At 51.3% G+C, this 20,772-nt stretch carries 13 protein-coding genes; 9 read left to right on the top strand and 4 right to left on the bottom strand.

All coding sequences use genetic code 11. The features are described 5' to 3' along the window. Positions 1-256: 256 nt before the first annotated feature. Genes HR45_RS01610 through HR45_RS01600 form a run of 3 tightly spaced genes read left to right on the top strand, consistent with a single transcriptional unit; the run spans position 257 to position 4,582 of the window. Positions 257-937: an ABC transporter ATP-binding protein gene (locus HR45_RS01610; protein WP_037439018.1), complete on the top strand. Its 681-nt coding sequence runs from the start codon at positions 257-259 to the stop codon at positions 935-937. Beyond that, entirely contained in the window at positions 930-3,464 is a 2,535-nt protein-coding gene (locus HR45_RS01605; protein ID WP_037439016.1) for an ABC transporter permease, read from the top strand. Before HR45_RS01610 ends, HR45_RS01605 begins: the two co-directional genes overlap by 8 nt. Next, a complete protein-coding gene (locus tag HR45_RS01600) occupies positions 3,464-4,582 on the top strand; it encodes a lipocalin-like domain-containing protein (RefSeq protein WP_052074411.1) in 1,119 nt (372 codons plus the stop codon). The genes HR45_RS01605 and HR45_RS01600 overlap by 1 nt, the downstream gene beginning before the upstream one ends. Positions 4,583-4,639: 57 nt before the next feature. Here the strand turns inward: HR45_RS01600 and HR45_RS01595 are convergent, their stop codons facing one another. Further along, positions 4,640-5,785, bottom strand: coding sequence for a serine hydrolase domain-containing protein (locus HR45_RS01595; protein WP_081933353.1), 1,146 nt, complete (start codon positions 5,783-5,785; stop codon positions 4,640-4,642). 270 nt (positions 5,786-6,055) lie between these two features. Between HR45_RS01595 and HR45_RS01590 the strand changes: the two genes are divergently transcribed. From HR45_RS01590 to phoA, 6 genes are all read left to right on the top strand, one after another. Then, on the top strand, positions 6,056-7,036 hold the full coding sequence (locus tag HR45_RS01590; RefSeq protein WP_037439012.1) for an MDR family oxidoreductase: 981 nt from the start codon (positions 6,056-6,058) through the stop codon (positions 7,034-7,036). A 217-nt stretch (positions 7,037-7,253) separates the two neighbouring features. After that, a complete protein-coding gene (locus tag HR45_RS01585) occupies positions 7,254-8,549 on the top strand; it encodes an amidohydrolase (protein WP_037439011.1) in 1,296 nt (431 codons plus the stop codon). A 308-nt stretch (positions 8,550-8,857) separates the two neighbouring features. Beyond that, complete coding sequence (gene mqo, locus HR45_RS01580; RefSeq protein ID WP_037439010.1) at positions 8,858-10,495, top strand: malate dehydrogenase (quinone); 1,638 nt, start codon at positions 8,858-8,860, stop codon at positions 10,493-10,495. 627 nt (positions 10,496-11,122) lie between these two features. Continuing rightward, the gene (gene mqo, locus HR45_RS01575; protein WP_052074410.1) at positions 11,123-12,733 is read left to right on the top strand and encodes a malate dehydrogenase (quinone); all 1,611 of its coding nucleotides are present in this window, start codon (positions 11,123-11,125) and stop codon (positions 12,731-12,733) included. Between the two features lie 170 nt (positions 12,734-12,903). Then, positions 12,904-14,574: an ArnT family glycosyltransferase gene (locus HR45_RS18955; protein ID WP_052074409.1), complete on the top strand. Its 1,671-nt coding sequence runs from the start codon at positions 12,904-12,906 to the stop codon at positions 14,572-14,574. Between the two features lie 25 nt (positions 14,575-14,599). Beyond that, the gene (phoA, locus tag HR45_RS01565; protein WP_037439009.1) at positions 14,600-15,997 is read left to right on the top strand and encodes an alkaline phosphatase; all 1,398 of its coding nucleotides are present in this window, start codon (positions 14,600-14,602) and stop codon (positions 15,995-15,997) included. Positions 15,998-16,057: 60 nt separating this feature from the next. Here phoA and HR45_RS01560 read toward each other — a convergent pair whose 3' ends face one another. The 3 genes from HR45_RS01560 to ercA form a co-directional block, all read right to left on the bottom strand. Further along, positions 16,058-17,287: an MFS transporter gene (locus HR45_RS01560; RefSeq protein ID WP_037439006.1), complete on the bottom strand. Its 1,230-nt coding sequence runs from the start codon at positions 17,285-17,287 to the stop codon at positions 16,058-16,060. A gap of 103 nt (positions 17,288-17,390) precedes the next feature. After that, complete coding sequence (locus HR45_RS01555) at positions 17,391-19,559, bottom strand: bifunctional diguanylate cyclase/phosphodiesterase (protein WP_052074408.1); 2,169 nt, start codon at positions 19,557-19,559, stop codon at positions 17,391-17,393. Next, entirely contained in the window at positions 19,543-20,727 is a 1,185-nt protein-coding gene (gene ercA / locus HR45_RS01550) for an alcohol dehydrogenase-like regulatory protein ErcA (protein ID WP_241461035.1), read from the bottom strand. Before ercA ends, HR45_RS01555 begins: the two co-directional genes overlap by 17 nt. Positions 20,728-20,772: the final 45 nt, after the last annotated feature.

Below are 20,772 nucleotides of genomic sequence, written 5' to 3'. Positions count from 1 at the left end.
TAAGTTCACAATATACCAACATCATTAACTCAGTGTAATAACACGAAGGTAAAGCTTAAGTATATGATTTTTTCGTTACATAGCGCGTTGCCGCACAGTTGCGAACGGCGCTTCAAATGACGCTCCTGACGAATCGATTGCCGCATGTGAACTTAATCTTTCGCGGTTGCGCAGTTAACTGCAAATAGCCATTAGAATTTTGCTAAGCTAAGCAATCAAACGCCCCCGCTGTTGCGGTTAAAGGCAAAGGACTAGCATGACCGATTCTCGATTTTCTGCCATCGTCACTCTGCGCCAGATCAGTAAAGGATTTAACGATGGCGATCAGTACCATCAGGTACTCAAACAACTCAATCTCAGTATTCTGCCAGGCGAAACTGTGGCACTAACCGGCCCCAGTGGCAGTGGGAAAAGTACCCTGCTCAATATTATTGGCGGTTTTGAACAGGCCGATAGTGGCGAACTGAGCCTGCTGGGGCACAGCACCCAACACTGGCACGATCCGCAGTGGAGTGACTTTCGCCGCCGTTCACTCGGCGTGGTATTTCAGCAATACAACCTGCTAACGCCGCTCAATGTCGCCGATAATATTCAGTTTCCTTTGAGTCTGTTAGGGGAGCCATGGAATGACTGGTGCGATTATCTAGTCAATAAACTCGGCATTGCCGAACTTAAACAACGCGCCGTCGAGCAGCTCTCTGGTGGTCAGCAACAACGCGTAGCCATCGCCAGAGCGTTAGCGCACCGCCCTGCTCTGTTACTGGCCGATGAGCCCACCGGTAACCTCGATGCCCATGCTGGCGAAGAGGTCATGCAACTGCTGGTCAAGTTAGCGGCCGATGCAGGTACCGCTATTTTGATGGTGACTCACAGCGATAGCGCCGCCCACTACATGACCCGTCGTTGGCATCTCGAACAAGGCAATATCCATGAGTAGTTTTGGGCTCAGCTGGTGCGCCCTCAAAGTCTATCTGGCGCACTACCGTCAGGCGCCGTTGCAGGCTGGGGCGATTTTGCTCGGTATCATCCTCGCGGTGACCCTGCTGGTTGGGGTCAAAGCCACCAATGATAATGCGATTCACAGCTATCAGGATGCCGGCGAAGCATTAGGCGCGCAGGCGAGTCTGTTTATTTCCAGCAAAAGCCGCCGCGGCAGCATTGATCAGCAGTTGTATTTCGACATAAAAGCCGCAGGTATCGCCGCCATGCCGGTTGTGAGTGGGACGTTGGATGACAGTGATGGTAAACCGTGGCACGTTACTGGCAGCGACGTTATCGCCGCCATGTCTGCACTTACGCATCACACCGACCCACACGCCGCAGCTAAGGTAAATCCACTGGCCCAATTACCACTGGTGCGGCTGCTTGCTGGTGAGCCGCTGATTGTAATGAGTCAAAGCCAATTTGACGCTATGGGCTTTAGTGCCACAGGCCAGCACCAGTTGCTGCTAGGAGGCATGGCGCTGACTGCGATTCCCTTGCCTGACAGTGCCAATCTTGGCCATCGGCTATTTCTCGATATTAGTGTTGCCCAGCAGTTGCTTGGACAACCGCAACAACTAAGTTATATCGCGCTGTTTGGTGACATTGAAACGCTGAAACAACAGCTGCGTGCCAGTCATATCGACCTCAAGCAGGTATTACTCACGCCACAAGATCAGGGCAAAGCGCTGACCGATCTGACCGCGAGTTTTCACCTCAATCTCAATGCGATGGCGATGCTGGCTTTTTTGGTAGGGCTGTTTATCGCCTACAATGGGGTGCGCTACAGCCTGATGAAACGGCAGAGGTTATTGATCCAGCTGATGCAACAAGGTATCAGCCGCCGTGCGCTATTTAGCAGTCTGTTAGCCGAGCTGGTGCTACTGGTGTTTATCGGTTCAGCCATCGGTTTTGTCTTAGCGCTGCAATTGAGCCAATGGCTGCAACCTATGGTGGCGATGACCTTAGAACAGCTTTATGGTGCCACGTTACTGCCGGGTCAATGGCGCTGGCAGTGGTGGGCGCAAGGCGCCGGACTGACGCTGGTCGCAGCGCTACTGGCCTGTGTGCCGCTGTATCGTAGCTTGAGTCACGGCAGTTTAGCCCAAGGTGGAAAACGCTATCTGCAAGCACTCGCCCACCATCTTACCCATCAACGCCTGTTTATTATCGGCATAGTGCTACTGTTGCTGACAGCGCTGGGTTATCCCTTTAGTCAGCAACATCGGCAAAGCTTAGCGCTGCTCGGACTACTGACGATTGCGATTCCGCTGTTATTACCTCAGTTGCTGCAATGGGGATTGGCCTTGCTGACCAAGCTTACGCGACCGGGGCTGTGGCGCTACGCAATTGCCGAGAGCCGCGAGCTAATTGCACCGCTGGGGTTAGCCATGATGGCACTGCTACTGGCATTGTGTGCCAACATCGCCATGAACACTTTGGTGGGCAGTTTTGATCAGACCTTGCGTAGCTGGCTGTCAACGCGGCTACATGCCGATCTTTATCTGCATCCGGGCAGCGACAATATTGCCCCGATTGAGCGTTATCTGCGCCAACATCACCCTGAATTGGTCTATTTCTATCAGTGGCAAGCGCCCTACTTTGCGGCAGCGGGCCAGATCCAGCCTATCAACCTCATCGGCCGTGATGATGTGTCAATCAGCGAAACGACGGTGTTTAAACAGCCAGCAACAGTAGCTGGACAGCAAGCCGCTGTGGCACAGACGATTGCGGGCAATGCGGTATTTATCAGCGAGCCGTTAGCACTAAAACTTAAGCTACAGCCCGGTGATAGCATTGCGCTGTGTGGCGATAGCCAGTGCCAGCAAGCGACTCGATTGCCGATCGCCGCGATTTACTTTGACTATGGTAATCCAAAGGGCGAAATGGTGGTTAGCCCGCCGCTGTGGCAACGTCTGTCATTGCCAGCCGAGCCGATTGGGTTAGCGCTCGGCCATGTGAAGGCTATCGACACACTGACCCGTGAACTCGAACAGCAGTTTGCTTTAAACCCGGCACAAATATACAGCCAGCAGCGTATTCGCAGCCAAGCCATCGCCATGTTTAATAAGACTTTTAGCATTACCTTAGTGCTCAATACCCTCACCTTATTAGTGGCGGCGATTGGCTTGTTTAGTGCGGTGTTGATGATGACCCAATCACGGCAAGCGCCGCTGGCCATGTTACGCGCGCTAGGAGTTGAGCAAACACGAATTTGGCGCATGTTGTTGGTACAGATAATCATCGTGGTGCTGCTGACCTGCTTATTAGCCTTGCCATTGGGCGCCATCCTAGGTTACCTGCTGATTAATAAAGTGACCTTGCAGGCCTTCGGCTGGACCATCGCGATGCTGTGGGATTGGTGGGCTTATGGCCGGGTGGTGCTGCTGTCACTGCTGTGCGCTATCGTTGCCGTGCTGTTGCCACTTTACTGGCAAAGCCGACGGTCTTTAGTGTCATCCTTGCAACAGGAGGTGATGTGATGCGTCGCTGGCAACTGACTTTCGCGATGTTAGCACTGGGGCTGTTAAGCGCCTGCAAACCACCACCAGCAAACGATGCCAGCATGGGCGAGTTGATGGGGCGCGCCGATGATAACTTTGCCAAAGTCACGCCCAATCAAGCGCTGAAGTTTCCGCAAGATCATCTGGCACATCCGAAGTTTCGCCAAGAGTGGTGGTACCTCACCGCCAATCTGACCACTGACAGCGGCGAAGCACTGGGATTGCAATGGACCCAGTTTCGCATAGCGCTCAACAGCCAGGCTCCCAACAACCACTCAGCCTGGGCCTCGAATCAACTATGGATGACCCACGCAGCTATTACTACCGCAAGCAGTCACCAAACTGCGGAACGCTGGAGTCGGGATATTCAGCTTGCTGGTGCGCCAGCGGGAGTTAGCGGACTGCCACTCAATGTGTGGAATGAAAACTGGCGTTGGCAGGCAAGCGCCACCCATGATGCCAGCAATCCCAATGACGGTTTACTCCCGGCGACCCTGAACGTTAGCGATAACGAGGTCAGCTATCGCCTCAGTCTGACCAGTCGCGCGCCGTTAGTGCTGCAGGGTGATAACGGCTACAGCGTTAAAAGCGCCGATAGCAAAGTCGCCTCTTACTACTATTCGCAGCCCTTCATTCAGGTACGCGGTCAGGTCAAGCTGCACGGCCAATGGCAGAAAGTCAGTGGCCAAGCTTGGCTTGACCGCGAGTGGAGCTCAGAGTTTTTGACTCGACAGCAACAAGGCTGGGACTGGTTTGCGATTCGGCTCGATGATGGCTCAGCGTTAATGTTGTTTCAGCTGCGAGGCGCTGGCGCTAGCACACCATTTTTCAGTGGCAAACGCAGTTGGCCCAACGGTAGACAAAACGCCATTGCCGCTAAGGATATTCAGCTACAAGCAACCCAATATCACAGCGTTGGCGCTAAACGTTACCCGGTAGCATGGCAGATTAACCTGCCAACTGAGCAGCTTCAGCTTGAGGTGACGGCGCTTAATGCCAATGCGCGCATGCCACTCTCGGTAAATTACTGGGAAGGGCCAATAAACGTCACTGGCAGCCAAAATGGCACAGGCTATCTTGAGCTCACTGGCTACTAACGCAGCACTGCGCGTCCATAACGAGCAGCCATCGACTGCCCGCTAAATGGGATAACGCTATTGCTGGCGCTGATGGTAGTAATCGAGCGTGGTCAAGGCCAGTTTGAAAACATCGGCAGTGTCATCACCATCAACATTTTTCACCACGGTTACGGCCCGCTGGTGTTCGCGGCACATGATGGTCATGGTGATACCGCCCATACTCCCGCCAGAATGCATCACGGCCTGCGGCATGTCGGCCATCATCGCCAATGCCTCAGCATCATCACGATACTTGGCGCGCTGGCGATAATTATCAAACCCGATCATCCAGCCGATGCCAAAATTCACCGGCGTGCCGTCGGTTAAATGCGCTTTACTGAACATCAACGCTTGGGTAGCGGGTTTAAGATAGTCATTATCGAGCTGCGCCAGTGCAAAGCGGTCGACGTCACTTGGCGTCGCAATAAAACCACCAGCGGCCCATTTATAGCTGTGATCGGTTTGTGGTGAGTTTTGCAGCAGCCCCTCATGGACACTGTAAGGACGAGCGCGCTGACTGATGATGGCATATTGATCATCAAACACCATATCCGTCAGTTGCAGCGGCTGAAACACTTCTTGTTGCATAATCTGCCGAAAACTGCGCTTACCATCAGCCCCTTCCATGGCCGCACTCACCAGCGTCCAACCAAAAGTGGAATAGCTAAAGGCACTTCCCGGTGTAAACAACAGCGGATCCTGTTTAAACAGTTCAAGACTCGCCGTCACCGACGCAAATGGGGTATTCAGCAAAAATTCGTTAGCACCTTCTTTATAGTGACGAATACCCGCTGTGTGGGAGGTAAGCTGCCTAAGGGTAATGGTCGGTTTGTCCTGTGGCCAGCTCGGCACATATTGGGTCACGGGCGCATCAAAGTCGATTTTCCCTTGCTGATACAAGCGCATCAGCCCAGCGGTAGTAATCACTTTCGCCACACTGCCAATCCGCAGTTTATGCGCCGGTGTCATCGCGACATGGTTTTCCAGATCGGCGTAACCATAGCCTTGGGCCCACACAATGCCGCGGTTATCAGCCACTGCGACGCTAATACCGGGGACCGTGGGACTGCTGATGGCAGCGGTAAATAGCTTATCAAGGAGAGCGGGGATATCAGAGGCGTCGGCCCACGCTGCTGAAATGGAACAGCTCAATAGCGTTAGCATCGAAATCAGTTGCTTCATCGTTAGTTTATGGTTGTTGTTTTTATATCTCACCACTATAACCAAAAGCGAACACCTAGCTCGACAGTCGGCGCAGTTGATGATGTAAGTAAGTGTTTAAATCATTCGCCAAACATTCGGTTCGCCTTAAAACGTGAGCTATTACGCAAGAGTGCAGAAACAAATCGTTGCCGATATCCCATTCCATTCACTACCGCTAAAGTGGAGTTTATTCAGCGCGCAAGCTCACGTAAGGTGTTAGGCCAACGCCAAAGAACCAGGAATTTTCCCATGTTTAAAGCCCTTCTACTTGAGCAACAACAAGGCCAGACAGTAGCTCAGGTCACTCAGGTGGCTGAAAGTCTGCTGCCCGACGGTGATGTCACCGTTAAAGTCAGTTACAGCTCGCTTAACTATAAAGATGGTTTGGCCGTGACTGGCACGGGCAAAATTATTCGCCAGTATCCCATGGTGCCGGGTATCGACTTTGCCGGCGAAGTAGTGCAATCGGCCGATCCACGTTATCAGGCTGGCGATAAGGTTATTCTGACTGGCTGGGGCGTAGGCGAAAATCACTGGGGCGGAATGGCCGAACTTGCACGGGTAAAAGGCGACTGGCTGGTACCTATGCCCGCCAATTGTGATGCGGCCACGGCGATGTTGATTGGGACCGCCGGACTCACTGCGATGTTGTGCGTACAAGCCATTGTGGATGCCAAAATCCCAACCGATGCAGGTGAAGTGTTAGTCACCGGTGCTAGCGGCGGCGTCGGCAGCACTGCGGTGGCGTTGCTGGCCAAACTCGGTTATCAAGTTACTGCCAGTAGCGGGCGGCTCGAGAAAAACGGCCCGTTGCTGACGGCCTTAGGTGCAACGCAGTTACTTGATCGAAATGAGTTAGCGGAACCATCGCGGCCCTTGGAAAAGCAGCGTTGGGCAGCGGTAGTTGATACCGTCGGCGATCAACCGCTGGCAACCGCCTTAGCGCAGATGAACTACGGTGGTGTTGCCGCCATTTGTGGTTTAGCTGCGGGCTATAAACTGCCGACCACTGTGATGCCATTTATTCTGCGTGGCGTTAGCTTGCTCGGCATCGATTCGGTGTATTGTCCACGAGAAAAACGCATTGCCGCGTGGAACCGAATTTTAGAACTGTTACCCGCCAGTTTCTTTGAGCAGGCAGGTACCGAAATCAGCTTGGCCGAAGTACCACAATATGCCGCCGATATCGTCAAAGGTGCGGTTACTGGCCGTACACTTGTGAAAATTTAGTTCAGCTTATTCAGCCTGCGCGTCAGCGGCGTCATGCTACTTACGCGCAGGTTGAAGTATCACCTTCCCAGCGCAACAAGCACCCCCTCTCATTCGCCGTCGACAATCTTCCACAGTCACAGCAATGCAACATTGTTTCACAATTTAGCTATACATGACTTTTCCGATTCGTGTAGCCTTGAGCCACGAGTACCCGCAATTTGTATAAGAGCTAACAATGACCATAAAAAAGATATTCTTCAGTGGCTTACTATTGGCCAGCTGCAGCGCATTGGCGCAGGCTGAAACTGTAGAACAACTTGCCTCCAAGATAGAACCTGATGTGATTAAGTGGCGTCATCATTTCCACCAATATCCGGAGCTCTCCAACCGCGAAGTCAACACCGCCCAATACGTGGCGAACTATCTTAAAAGTCTGGGGCTGGAGGTACACACTGGTGTCGCGAAAACGGGCGTAGTCGCGGTACTAGACAGTGGCAAGCCGGGGCCGGTGGTGGGCTTACGTGCCGATATGGATGGTCTACCAGTAAAAGAGATGAATTCACTGCCTTATCGCTCAGAAGTTGTCGGCGAATACCGTGGTGAGCAGGTGCCGGTGATGCACGCTTGTGGTCACGACACCCACATGGCGATGCTGATGGGCGCAGCCAAGATTTTAGTCGAGCAAAAAGCGCAGCTAAAAGGCAAAGTGAAATTTATCTTCCAACCCGCTGAAGAGGGAGCGCCAGACGGTGAAGAGGGTGGCGCTGAATTAATGGTTAAAGAAGGCGTGTTGAAAAATCCAAATGTGGATGTGATGTTTGGCCTGCATATCAACTCAGCAACCGATGTCGGCACCGTCAAATACCGTGCTGGCGGCATTATGGCCGCCGTTGATACTTTTAAAGTGGTGATTAAGGGCCGTCAGGCACATGGCGCCTATCCGTGGAAAAGTGTTGACCCGATTGTGACCGCTGCACAAATGGTGATGGCGCTGCAAACCATTGTTAGCCGCGAGCTGACGATTATCGATGATGGCGCCGTCGTAACCGTTGGCATCATTAAAGGCGGTAATCGCTCCAACATCATTCCCGCCGAAGTGACCCTTGAAGGTACGATTCGCACACTCAACCCCACTGCCCGTGCCATGATCCACGAAGCAATGCAGCGCAAGGTAAAAGCGATTGCGGAAAGCATGCGTGCTTCTGCTGAGCTTATGCTGCCTTATGGCCCGGCTTATCCGATTACCTATAACGATCCAAGTTTAATGTCGCAGATGTTACCAACCTTGGTGCGCACAGCGGGCAATGAACATGTCGTTGAAGCAAAAGCCGTGACGGGCGCAGAAGATTTCTCTTTCTTCCAGACGCAGGTGCCCGGTCTGTATCTGTTTGTCGGCGGCAAGCCACTGAATGTCCCCGCGGCGGATGCACCAGCACACCATACACCTGATTTTTATGTCGATGATGCAGGTATGAAACTTGGAGTTGAAGTGCTGACGAACCTGACTATGGATTATATGAAACAGCACTAATCCCGCGTACTGACTTAGGTTGGGTGATGATGAGTCACCTAATCTGAGTCACACAAACAGCAAAATAGTGACTAACATCACAAAATTAGTTACATAAGTTAGCTTAGCTGGCTTAGGTTTTTCTAATTATCTAAAGATTTCCGCCACTTATTAGCAGTGATAGTTTAGCGCCGATTCAGAACAGCGAACTCTGAAACAGAGCAGACTGGCAGGAGTTCCTCAGGGCATCGCCCACTACCTGTTAGCGCTGGATGCGCGCTTCTCATCGCAGTGTCCACCGCCGAATAACTATCACAGAGCTAATCACTATGAAAAAAGTCAAACTGACGCTACTTACCGCACTGGTAAGCGCTGCCGCCGTGCTAACCCCAGCACACGCAGATGAACAGCAAGTTGATGTACTGCTTATCGGCGGCGGCATCATGAGCGCTACTTTAGGTACCTATCTGCAGGAGCTAGAGCCAGACTGGTCAATGACCATGGTTGAGCGCCTCGACGGTGTCGCTAAAGAAAGCTCCAACGGCTGGAACAACGCCGGTACCGGCCACTCAGCGCTGATGGAACTGAACTACACGCCAGAAATGCCAGATGGCAGCATCAATGTCGACAAGGCCATCAAAGTTAACGAAGCCTTCCAAATCAGCCGTCAGTTCTGGTCTTATCAAGTTGCCAACGACGTGATGCACAATCCGGAAGCGTTTATCCGCACCGTTAACCACATGAGCTTCGTTTGGGGTGATAAAAACGTTAACTTCTTGCGTAAGCGTTATGCCGAACTGCAAAAAAACACCCTCTTCCAAAGCATGGATTACAGCGAAGACCAAGAGCAGATCCGTAAGTGGGCACCACTGCTGATTGAAGGTCGTGATCCACAGCAAAAAGTGGCCGCGACCCGTTCTGTCATCGGGACTGACGTAAACTACGGCGAAATCACCCGCCAATTAGTTGCAGGCCTGCAAACTAAAGCTAACTTCGATCTGCAACTGCAAACTGAAGTACGTAAGCTGCACCAGAATGCCGATAAAAGCTGGACGATTACCGTTGCAGATTTAGCCCATGATGAAGAAGAGCACACCATCAATGCGAAGTTCGTGTTCATTGGTGCCGGTGGTGCCGCACTGCCGTTGCTGCAAGAGTCTGGTATTCCAGAAGGTGAGGCTTACGGTGGCTTCCCTGTTGGCGGTCAGTTCCTGATCTGTGATAACCCAGACGTAGTAAAACAGCACGTCAACAAAGCTTATGGTCAGGCTGAAGTCGGAGCTCCACCGATGTCAGTTCCACACTTGGACGCGCGTCGAATTGACGGTAAAGAAGTGCTGCTGTTTGGCCCATTCGCGACCTTCTCAACTAAGTTCCTGAAAAACGGTTCACTGTGGGATCTACTCGGTTCGACCACCACAGATAACGTTATCCCGATGATGAAAGTGGGTCTGGATAACTTCAATTTGGTGCAGTACCTGATCCAACAAGTGATGCTGGATGATGAAGATCGTTTTGCTGAACTGCAGAAATACTATCCGACGGCTAACAAAGCCGACTGGAAACTGTGGACTGCGGGCCAACGTGTGCAAATCATCAAAAACGATCCTGAAAAAGGCGGTCGTTTGCAATTCGGTACAGAAGTGGTTTCGTCAAAAGACGCAACCCTGGCAGCACTGTTGGGCGCATCACCTGGCGCATCAACCGCTGCACCTATCATGCTGACCGTGATGGAAAAAGTGTTCGGTGACAAAGTCGCGGGTAAATGGAATGCCAAGCTGAAAGAGATCATTCCATCTTACGGCACCAAACTGAATGGCAATGTCGCGGCCACCGAGCGTGAACTGAACTACACCAGTGAAATGCTGCACCTGCACAAGCCACAGGCGCCTAAAACCGTGGCGCCAGCTGGTGATGAAACTGTCACTCTGCCAAAGCAAGAACAGGTCGCTAACATTGAGCTGTAATTTGCAGCTGCAATAACCACAAAAAAGCCTCGCAAAAGTGAGGCTTTTTTATTGAATCGACAATACCGAAGATTAATTTTCAGCGTCGAAAACAGCGTTAAATCAACTTTAGTCGTATGGTAATTCCGATTTCAAACACAATAGCGTTTAAAACAAGAATCATCTATCGGGCTTTTCAATAGTGCAGAGTGGAGTAAATACTTCAGTTTAGATTAATAAAAGTCTTATATAACGCGCCTTTGCGCATATTTATGCACTACCAACATCGTTAACACCTTGATAAAATTTGGCAAAACACCTAACGGCAAGTTAACTTTCCGCGATATAATTCACTGTCGATGGGCCTCTTTACATCTCCGAAAAAACTAATAAAATTGACTCCCGTCACAGTTTTAGTTGCTCAAGTTAACTTATTTAGCTCAGCAGTTACGAATCATTCAAACATTTTCCGTCACTTAAGTTAACGGCAGTTTAGCAAAACATCTCACAAGATCTGAACTGGCGCATATCCCAAAATATGCGTCCAAGCAGAGGATGCCCACGCTCATTTTTAAGGATAGCGAGAGTTCCCCTACTTTTGATACTCAGTGACTAAATGCCGTAGGACGTTCACAGAGCGATATCAAAATGAGAAAAGCAAAACGTTTAAGGCTAGCCGCGCCTGCAAGTGTTTCATCATTTTTCAGTTCCGCCCAAAGTCAGTTGCAGGAAAAGGTTGATGTGCTACTGATTGGTGGTGGCATCATGAGCGCTACCATGGGGACTTACCTGCAAGAGTTAGCGCCCAATTGGTCGATCATGATGGTCGAAAGACTCGATGCTGTAGCCAAAGAAAGTTCAAATGGCTGGAATAACGCGGGCACTGGCCACGCCGCACTAATGGAACTGAACTACACCCCAAAAATGCCTGATGGCAGTATCAATATTGATAAAGCTGTCAGCGTCAACGAGGCGTTTCAAATCAGCCGTCAGTTCTGGGCCCATCAGGTAGAAAAGAAAGTACTCGGTCGTCCCGATAGCTTCATTCACACCGTCGACCACCTGAGTTTTGTCTGGGGTGATGAGAACGTTGAATATCTCAAAGCGCGCCATGAGCTGCTGCAACAGAACACCCTGTTTCAAAACATGGAGTTCACCGAAGACAAAGCCTTGCTGCAAAAGTGGGCACCATTATTGATGGAAGGACGCGATCCTAATCAAAAAGTGGCCGCTACCCGCTCTGAAATGGGCACAGATGTCGACTTTGGTGAGATTAACCGTCAGTTGGTCAACAGCTTACAACGCCATGATAACTTCAGTCTGCGTCTGCAATCGGAAGTACGTAAACTGCAGCAAAACGCCGATAAGAGCTGGACAGTGACCATTGCTGATCTGGCCAACGGTAAGCGTGAATATCGTATCAACGCCAAGTTTGTGTTTATTGGTGCCGGTGGCGCGGCATTGCCGCTGTTGCAAGCATCAGGCATTCCAGAAGCCAGCCAATACGGCGGTTTCCCTGTCGGTGGACAGTTCCTTATCTGTGACAACCCAGAAGTGGTAAAACATCACAAAGCCAAAGCCTATGGCAGAGCCGAAGTGGGCGCGCCGCCGATGTCAGTACCGCACTTGGATACTCGTTACATCGAGGGTAAAGATGTGCTGCTATTTGGCCCATTTGCCACCTTCTCCACTAAGTTTTTGAAAAACGGTTCTTTCCTCGACTTGATCCGTTCCACAAACCACAACAACCTGCTGCCGATGACTCGCGTCGGTTTAGATAACTTTGGTTTGGTGAAATACCTGATGAGTCAGGTGATGCAGAACGATAATGATCGTTTTAACGCGCTGAAAAAATATTATCCCAATGCCCGTAAATCCGATTGGAAACTGTGGACCGCAGGTCAGCGGGTACAGGTGATTAAGAAAGTGAAAAAAGGTGGTCAGCTGCAGTTTGGTACTGAAGTGGTGGCTGCACAGGATGGCACCATTGCCGCCCTACTGGGGGCTTCACCTGGCGCATCAACTGCCGCGCCTATCATTCTGAACGTGTTGGAACGGGTATTCCCCGATAAAGTCAGCGGTGAATGGCGCGACAAGCTACGCCACATCATTCCGTTCTACGGTAAGCAGTTGAACGGCGATTTGGCTGCCACCGAACGCGAATTGCTGTACACCAGTGAAGTACTGCAACTGCAAAAGCCTGAGACTCACCAAGCTAAGAACCTTGAGCAGCAAGATCTGCAACATCTGGCGAGCTAACACTCACCAGCTAAGCATTAAGCCCTGCTATTGCGGGGCTTTTTATTGGCCAATAGCCGACATATTACCTCACTTTGCGGCCGTTATAAAAACGCCACACTAGCGTCACCATTTGTTAATAAATAGTTGCAATCATCATCCCGAGACAACCACTCGTCACGGTGATGAAGATGCCTGTGCGCCAGACTCCAGACTCCAAGCGACCATTAATCGCCGTCCTCATAGTGGCTGCGAGCATTATTGTGATTCACCTGTTTATCCGCCCAATCATGCCGATAGATGAAACACGCTACATATCCGTTGCCTGGGAGATGTGGCAAAGCGGCAACTGGCTTGTCCCCCATGAAAATGGTCAACCTTACGCGCATAAGCCGCCATTGCTGTTTTGGCTGATAAATCTGGCGTGGTCGGTGACGGGCGTGCACGAGTGGTCAGCACGCAGTATGATTCCACTGTGTTCGTTGGCAAACTTTGTACTGCTCTATTATTTCGCTAAAGCGCTACTGCCTAAGAGCCCAAAAACGGCGATGTTGGCCCCAGCAGTATTGCTCGCAAGTGCAGTGTGGCTGTTTTATCTACCCACCACTATGTTTGACCTATTGCTGACCTTGTGGGTGTTAGCGTTCTGCTTGGCGATCGTGCACGGCAGTCAACACAACTATTGGCGCCATTGGCTGCTAGCAGCGGTGATGTTTGCCGCAGGCTTACTGACCAAAGGCCCAGTTATGCTGCTTTATTGTTTACCCTTTGTCGGGCTTTATCCGCTCTGGCGCCAACCTAATAGCGTTCAGACAAGACGCTTCTGGGGCTACTGCGGCTCAGCCATTGGCTTAGGCATAGTGCTGATGTTGCTGTGGGTCATTCCGGCGGTGATACACGGCGGCCCGAGTTATGAAAACGAACTGCTATGGAAACAAACCTCTGGGCGGATGGTGAACTCCTTTGCCCATGCGCGGCCGTTTTACTGGTATGTGCTGCTGTTACCACTGCTGATAATGCCACTACCGCTGCTGCGCTCATTTTGGCGTGGCGTTAGACAACCACAATCGGCCGTTGATAGAGCGCTGCTATTGCATCTCGTTAGCCTTGTCTTGGTGTTTAGCCTTATCAGCGGCAAACAGATCCACTACATGATCCCGCTCATGCCATTTGCAGCGTTGTGGATAGCGCATCGCTTACCGCTGCTGCAACTGCGCGAGTGGTATCTGACGAGCCTTTTACTTGTGCTGGCCGCCACCACGCTAAGCATGCCAATGTGGTTGCCCTACGCCTTCAAAAGCGTCACTGCCCCGCACAGTTGGTATGGATTGGGATTAATCCCGTTGGCGCTCGCGTCACTGGCATTAATGCGTAACCGCCAGCACTCCGCTGCCACACTTACCGTACAGTTGCTACTGCTGCCCATTGCGCTTACCGCCACCCTCAGTGCCCTCACGCCCGTATTGCAGCACGCCTACAATATCGAGCCGATTGCCAAGTCACTGGCGCACTATCAGCATCAAGGCAAAACATTAGTGAGCTGGAATCGCTACCATAACCAGTTTGGCTTCTATGGGCGGCTGCAACAGCCACTGATAGATCTGACAGAGCAAACACAATCGCGTTTGCAATGGGCCGAAAGCCATCCGAACAGTCTGGTTTTAGTTACCGAGCGGCATCCCAATCCACGTTGGTTTGACGTTGCACTGGAGCATCAGGTTTATCGCGGTCGACAGCTGTTTATCGTACGCGCCGCGGATCTAGTCGACGAAATGCGGCAACTCGTGGCAAATACTAGCGCACCAACAAACGTCGCAACGTCACCTTACTGTCATAAAGATTGCCTAACATTAGCGGAATAAAATAAGACTGAGTTAGGATAAGTAATTGAAATTTTCGCTAGTCACTGCGCTATTGCCGTTATTGGCAGCGCCGGTTATCGCTGCCGACTGGAGCGACCGCAATGCCAACGGCGACCTCACCCAGACCGGTGGTGCCCGCCGCTTACAACATGATATTACCGCTGACTTAAAGGCCTCACTGAGCGATAAGCGCGCCAAAAATGTCATTCTGCTGATTGGCGATGGCATGGGCGACTCGGAAATCACGATCGCGCGTAACTATGCCCGTGGTGCCAGCGGCTTCTTTGTCGGTATTGATGCACTACCGCTCACCGGACAATACACGCATTATTCGCTCGACCGCGATACTCATCTGCCCAACTATGTCACCGATTCAGCCGCCTCCGCCACCGCGTGGACAACCGGGACGAAATCTTACAACGGTGCCATTGGCGTCGATGTCTACGGCAAGCCACAAGCGACCTTGCTCGAACTGGCTAAAAAAGCCGGTAAAGCCACCGGGAATGTGTCGACGGCGGAGATCCAGGACGCCACACCCGCCGCAGAAATCGCCCATATTTCGCAACGTAAATGTTATGGACCGACGGCAACCGCACTGAAATGCCCGGAAGCCACATTAGAAAATGGTGGTCTCGGCTCAATTACCGAGCAACTACTCAACGCTCGTCCCGATGTCACGCTGGGCGGCGGCCGCGCCACCTTTGATGAAAAAGCGGCTGCGGGCAAATGGCAGGATAAGACGCTGATTGAACAAGCCTATGATCGCGGCTATCACTTTATTTCGACCGCATCAGAGCTTAACGATATTACCCGCGCCAATCAGGATACGCCGTTACTTGGCTTATTCTCGCAAGGGAATATGCCTGTCCGTTGGCTAGGACCGAAAGCCACCTATCACGGTAATCTGGATAAAAATCCGGTGGTGTGTAAGCCAAACCCTGCGCGTACTGCAGATATTCCGACGCTGGCACAGATGACCAGCAAAGCTATTGAACTGCTGCAGGCAAATAAAAAAGGCTTCTTTTTACAGGTGGAAGGCGCCTCGATTGACAAGCAAAACCATGCGGCCAACCCATGTGGTCAGATTGGAGAAACCGTCGATTTAGATGAAGCGGTACAAGTAGCGCTGAAGTTTGCCAAACAACAAGGTGATACCTTAGTGATTGTCACCGCCGACCATGCCCATTCGTCGCAGATTATCTATCCCGATGCCAAAGCGCCGGGCCTGACCCAAGGCTTACTGACCCACGATGGTGCCAAGATGAGCATCAGCTATGGCAACTCCGAAAAAGGTAGCATGGGCCATACCGGTACTCAGTTGCGGATTGCGGCGTACGGCCCACACGCCGCGAATGTCGTCGGTCTGACCGATCAAACTGACCTGCACTTCACCATTTTGGATGCGCTGGGTATCAAACATTAATCACAAGTTAGCAAAGGAGGCCCTTTATGCTCTCAATGAGGGCCTTCTTTTTTCTTCTGGCTACTCTTTCAATTTCTGCCGCTGACGGATAACTGGGAACATCCACATCCACGCAGCGACCACCACTAAGGTGCCAACGCCACCAATCACGGCCGATCCTACCGCACCAAAGGCTGCGGCTAACATGCCAGATTCAAACTCACCGAGTTGATTGGAAGTATTGATAAAAATCGAGTTTACCGCGGTCACTCGACCACGCATCTCATCCGGCGTTTCCAACTGCACCAAGGCGCCACGGATCACCATACTGACCATATCAAATGCGCCTAAAGCAAATAACGCTATCAACGACAATATCAAGTCAGTCGACAGTGCGAACACTAACGTCGCCACGCCAAATCCCGCGACCGAGGCAAACATAATCTTGCCAACGTTACGCTCAAGACTATGACGCGCTAACCAGAACGACATCAATAATGCGCCGACGGCAGGCGCGGCACGCAGCAGCCCTAGTCCCCAAGGGCCAGTGTGCAAAATATCTTTGGCAAATATCGGCAGCAAGGCGGTAGCACCGCCGAGCAACACTGCAAAAAGATCGAGCGAAATGACACCGAGGATCACTGGCCGGGCGCGAATAAACCGCACACCAGCAAACAGGTTGTTGAGATTCATCGGCTGCTTCTTCGGTACTTTATGGTGATACCTGAGGCCGAATAAGCCGATTAACGAAATGAAATAGAGTCCGGCCGCCAGCCCATAAGCCACCACGGGTCCACCAATATAGAGTAAGCCTCCCAACGCCGGGCCGGCGATACTGGCCATCTGAATACCGGACGAGTCCATTGCCAGCGCCCTTGGCAACACCTCATCTGGCACCAAGGCCGGTAACATTGACTTTAATGCTGGAAATTCAAAGGCTTTAAACACACCTATGATAAACACCAACAGCAGGATGAGTTGCTCGTCGAGTAGCTCAAACCAACTGCCGCCCACCAAGGCCACCAGCGCTAACCACTGGCAACTTTGCGTCACTAATACAATGTTGCGCCGATGAAACTGATCTGCCACATGCCCTGCAGGCAGTGCCAGTAACACCGAAGGAATAAACTGTGCGAGGCCGATTAATCCCAGCGTTAGCGGATCGCCGGTGAGATCATAGACCTGCCAACCAACCGCAACCGAAATAACCTGGAAACCAAAGGCAGATGCCAACCGCGTTACCCAGTAACGCCAAAAGGCCGGATAAGCTTTCAGTGACGACGCAGGCGCCACCGCAGAATGCGTGCTCATAGATTGAAGAGTAAAAACAAGAGGGAGTTCGATGCTAGCACGGTAAGCGCTTAGCCCACCAGTCCACTTTAGTTAAGCGATACCTGAAATATTCTGATTGCGCTTATTGATGCAACTGCAAAAACGTCATGAACTGTTCCGCTGGCATCGGCTTCGCCAGATAATAGCCTTGCACTTCATCGCAATTAAACTGTTGTAACACACTCATGACTTCGGCGGTTTCAACCCCTTCGGCGATGGTCTTTAAACCAAGTCCTTTTGCCATCTGAATAATGGCGCGCACAATCGCCGCATCATCATCGTCTTCAGTAATATCACGTACAAACGACTGATCGATTTTTAGTTTATCCACGGCGAAGCTTTTTAAGTACTGTAAGCTGGAATAGCCAGTACCAAAGTCATCGATAGTAAATTGAAAACCTTGCTGTTTTAAGCGCGTAACTGTGGCTAACACACTTTCAGTATCATGGATCATTATCGACTCGGTGAGCTCCAGCTCTAACATCGATGGTGTAATTCCCGCCGCCGCAACAGCATTATTTACCGCCTGTTCAATGTTGCCGCGGGCAAACTGCAGCGCCGATAGGTTCACTGCCACCACTGGGTCCAACATACCTGCGTCACGCCAGCGCGCCACCTCACGACACGCTTCCTGCAATACCCATTCGCCCATCGCCACTATCAGCCCTGATTCCTCGGCCACTGGAATAAAACTGGCGGGCGAAATCATGCCTGCGTCTGGATGCATCCAGCGCAGCAGTGCCTCAGCGCCGACAATCCGGCCAGAGAGCAGGTCCAACTGTGGCTGATAAAACAGTTGAAACTGTTTGAGTTCCAGCGCCTTGCGTAAACCCACGCTGATATTCAGTTGTTCAATCGCTTCGTAATTCATCTCTTCATTGAAGAAGCGGTAGGTATCGCGTCCTTCCGACTTAGCTCGGTACATGGCCATGTCGGTCTTTTTCAGCAGGGTTTCAAAATCCTCACCGTCATCAGGACTCATGGCGATCCCCACCGAAACAGAGAGACGCAGTTCGGTTTGTGCCACAAAATAAGGTTTTGCGAGGTTATCCATCAGCCGGCTGACGATATTGATACAAGAGTCGGCATTTGGCAGGTTAGGCAACAAGACTAAAAACTCATCACCGCCCTGGCGACTGACGGTATCCACCTCACTCACCTGCGACACAATACGCTCGGCAACCTGCACTAATAACTCATTACCAATGCCGTAACCCAATGAATCATTGATAGTTTTAAAGCGATCGACATCAATCGCCAGTAGGCCAACCAATCGTTGATTGCGGGTCGCCATAGATACCGCTTGTGACAAACGGTCTTTTAACAGCTGGAAATTGGGCAGCTTGGTGAGCGAATCATGGTGCGATAAAAACAACGCCTTATCTTCAGCAAGCCGCAGATCATTCACGTCGTTAAACATCCAGATACTACCTTCATCCGGACGTTTGGGATTATTCGCCTGACCAGTCAATTCACAGAGAAACTCTCTGCCATCGGCCCTCTTTAACATCACCCGTGCGCTGTACTTGCTGCCGTCTTTCATCGCCCGATAGGCATCTTCACCAAGGGCATAATAGGCATCTTCCTCCTGATAAAGAATGCGGGTGCTTTGGCCGATCAACTGCTCCGAGGTATAACCCATCATCTGTTCAAAGCGGCGATTACAAGATTCAAAGCAACGATTGCGCACACTCACAATGCCAACTAACGCATTATCGAGCAGCGCCGCCTTCTCCGACAACAACTTGTTCATCAACTCTTCGTTGCGTTTGCGCTCGGTAACATCACGCCCGACCAGCACGCCAAAGTTTTGCAAATCCACCTTGGCGATTTTAAAGCTGAGTTCCAGCCAAATCGGATTACCACTGCCATCCCCTCTGGAAATTAACGAATGATTGGGGTAATGACGCTGCTTGCCACCTATCACCATATCGCGATGCAATAACTCGACGATGCGCTTGCAATCACTACAGAAAGATAAGTCACTAAAAGATTGCCCGATAAGCTGTTCCACATTGGACTTCATCAACTGCCCAAATGCGGCATTCGCATCCGTGATTTCGCCACTGGGCATGCTGATGAGCACCACAAAATCTGAGGTGTGATCGAGCAAGGTATGGAAACGCTGCAGCCGATCCATGTTCTGCCGCAGCTGTGGATAATAGCTCTTGCGAAATGACCGTTCCCCTAGTCCGATGATACTGGCTTTACGTGCTTCCCAGCTTTGTTCGTCATCAGAGGGCTTCGCCATAGATCACCTTTAGGTCGTCCAACGATGCATGACGCGGGTTGGTGACTAAACAAGCATCTTTTGCGGCATGATGGGCTAAATCAGCAATATCACCATATTTAACGCCCCAATTGCTCATTTTGTCTGTCAGCCCAAGTAAACGGCGCTTTTCAGCCAATGCGTCAGTAATGCTGTTAGCGCGTTGCTGTTGATTGTGGCTCGGGTTGTGAAGGCCCATAATCGTGGCAATACGTTGATAGCGATCCGGTTCGGACGTAATGTTAAAGCGGATAACGTGATCAAGCAGCAACGCATTACACTCTCCATGCGGCAGGTCCAGATAGCCTCCGAGCGAGTGCGCCATCGCATGTACCGCCCCTAAACTGGCGTTAGAAAATGCCAGTCCCGCCTGCAAACTACCGAGCAACATATTCTCGCGCGCCGCTAAATCATTCGGCGTTAACACCGCTTTTTCAACGTTGTTCCACAAGAGTTCAATCGCTGCTAGAGCGTGCACATCCACTACAGGCGAATTTGCTGTGGAAACAAAGGCTTCAATTGCATGCGTGAGTGCATCCATGCCGGTGCAGGCGGTAAGATGGGGTTGCAAGGTTAAAGTGGTTTCGGGATCGATAAGCGCCACATCCGGCACCACACTTTTACTGATAATAGCCATCTTATAGCGCTCGGGTGAATTCACTATGATGCTGAACTGCGAGATATCTGCCGATGTTCCGGCGGTGGTAGGAATACAGATAAGTGGTGGGCCGGGAATATCCACATTATCCACGCCTTCAAACGCATGCACATCGCAACCATTGGCGTAAACAATCCCGATGGCTTTGGCACAATCGATCACGCTGCCACCACCAAGTGCGATAATGACGTCGCACATCTGTTCTTGGTAGAACTTGGCGCCCGCCATTACCTCATAATCTTTGGGATTTTCCGTGAGACCGCTAAACACGGCATACTCGATGCCCGCTTCAGCGAGATCTTGCTTAATTTCTTCCAGCCATCCAGCGGCAATTACCCCTGCGTCCGTGACAATAAGTACTTTGCGTGCTTGCATGTTACGTGCATAAAAGCCCGCTCTATGCCTCGCACCTACACCAAAGATAAACTCAGGTGCAACAAACTTACGCATCTCATACAACGGCATATTGCCCCTCACAACAGTTACTGTCATCGCATCACTTCTTAAGAAGTGTAGACCAGCAAATGCACGCTGAGA

The sequence above is a fragment of the Shewanella mangrovi genome, from assembly GCF_000753795.1.
In the GTDB taxonomy this organism is placed as follows: domain Bacteria; phylum Pseudomonadota; class Gammaproteobacteria; order Enterobacterales; family Shewanellaceae; genus Shewanella; species Shewanella mangrovi.
This window is presented reverse-complemented; position numbering and strand designations above follow the sequence as displayed.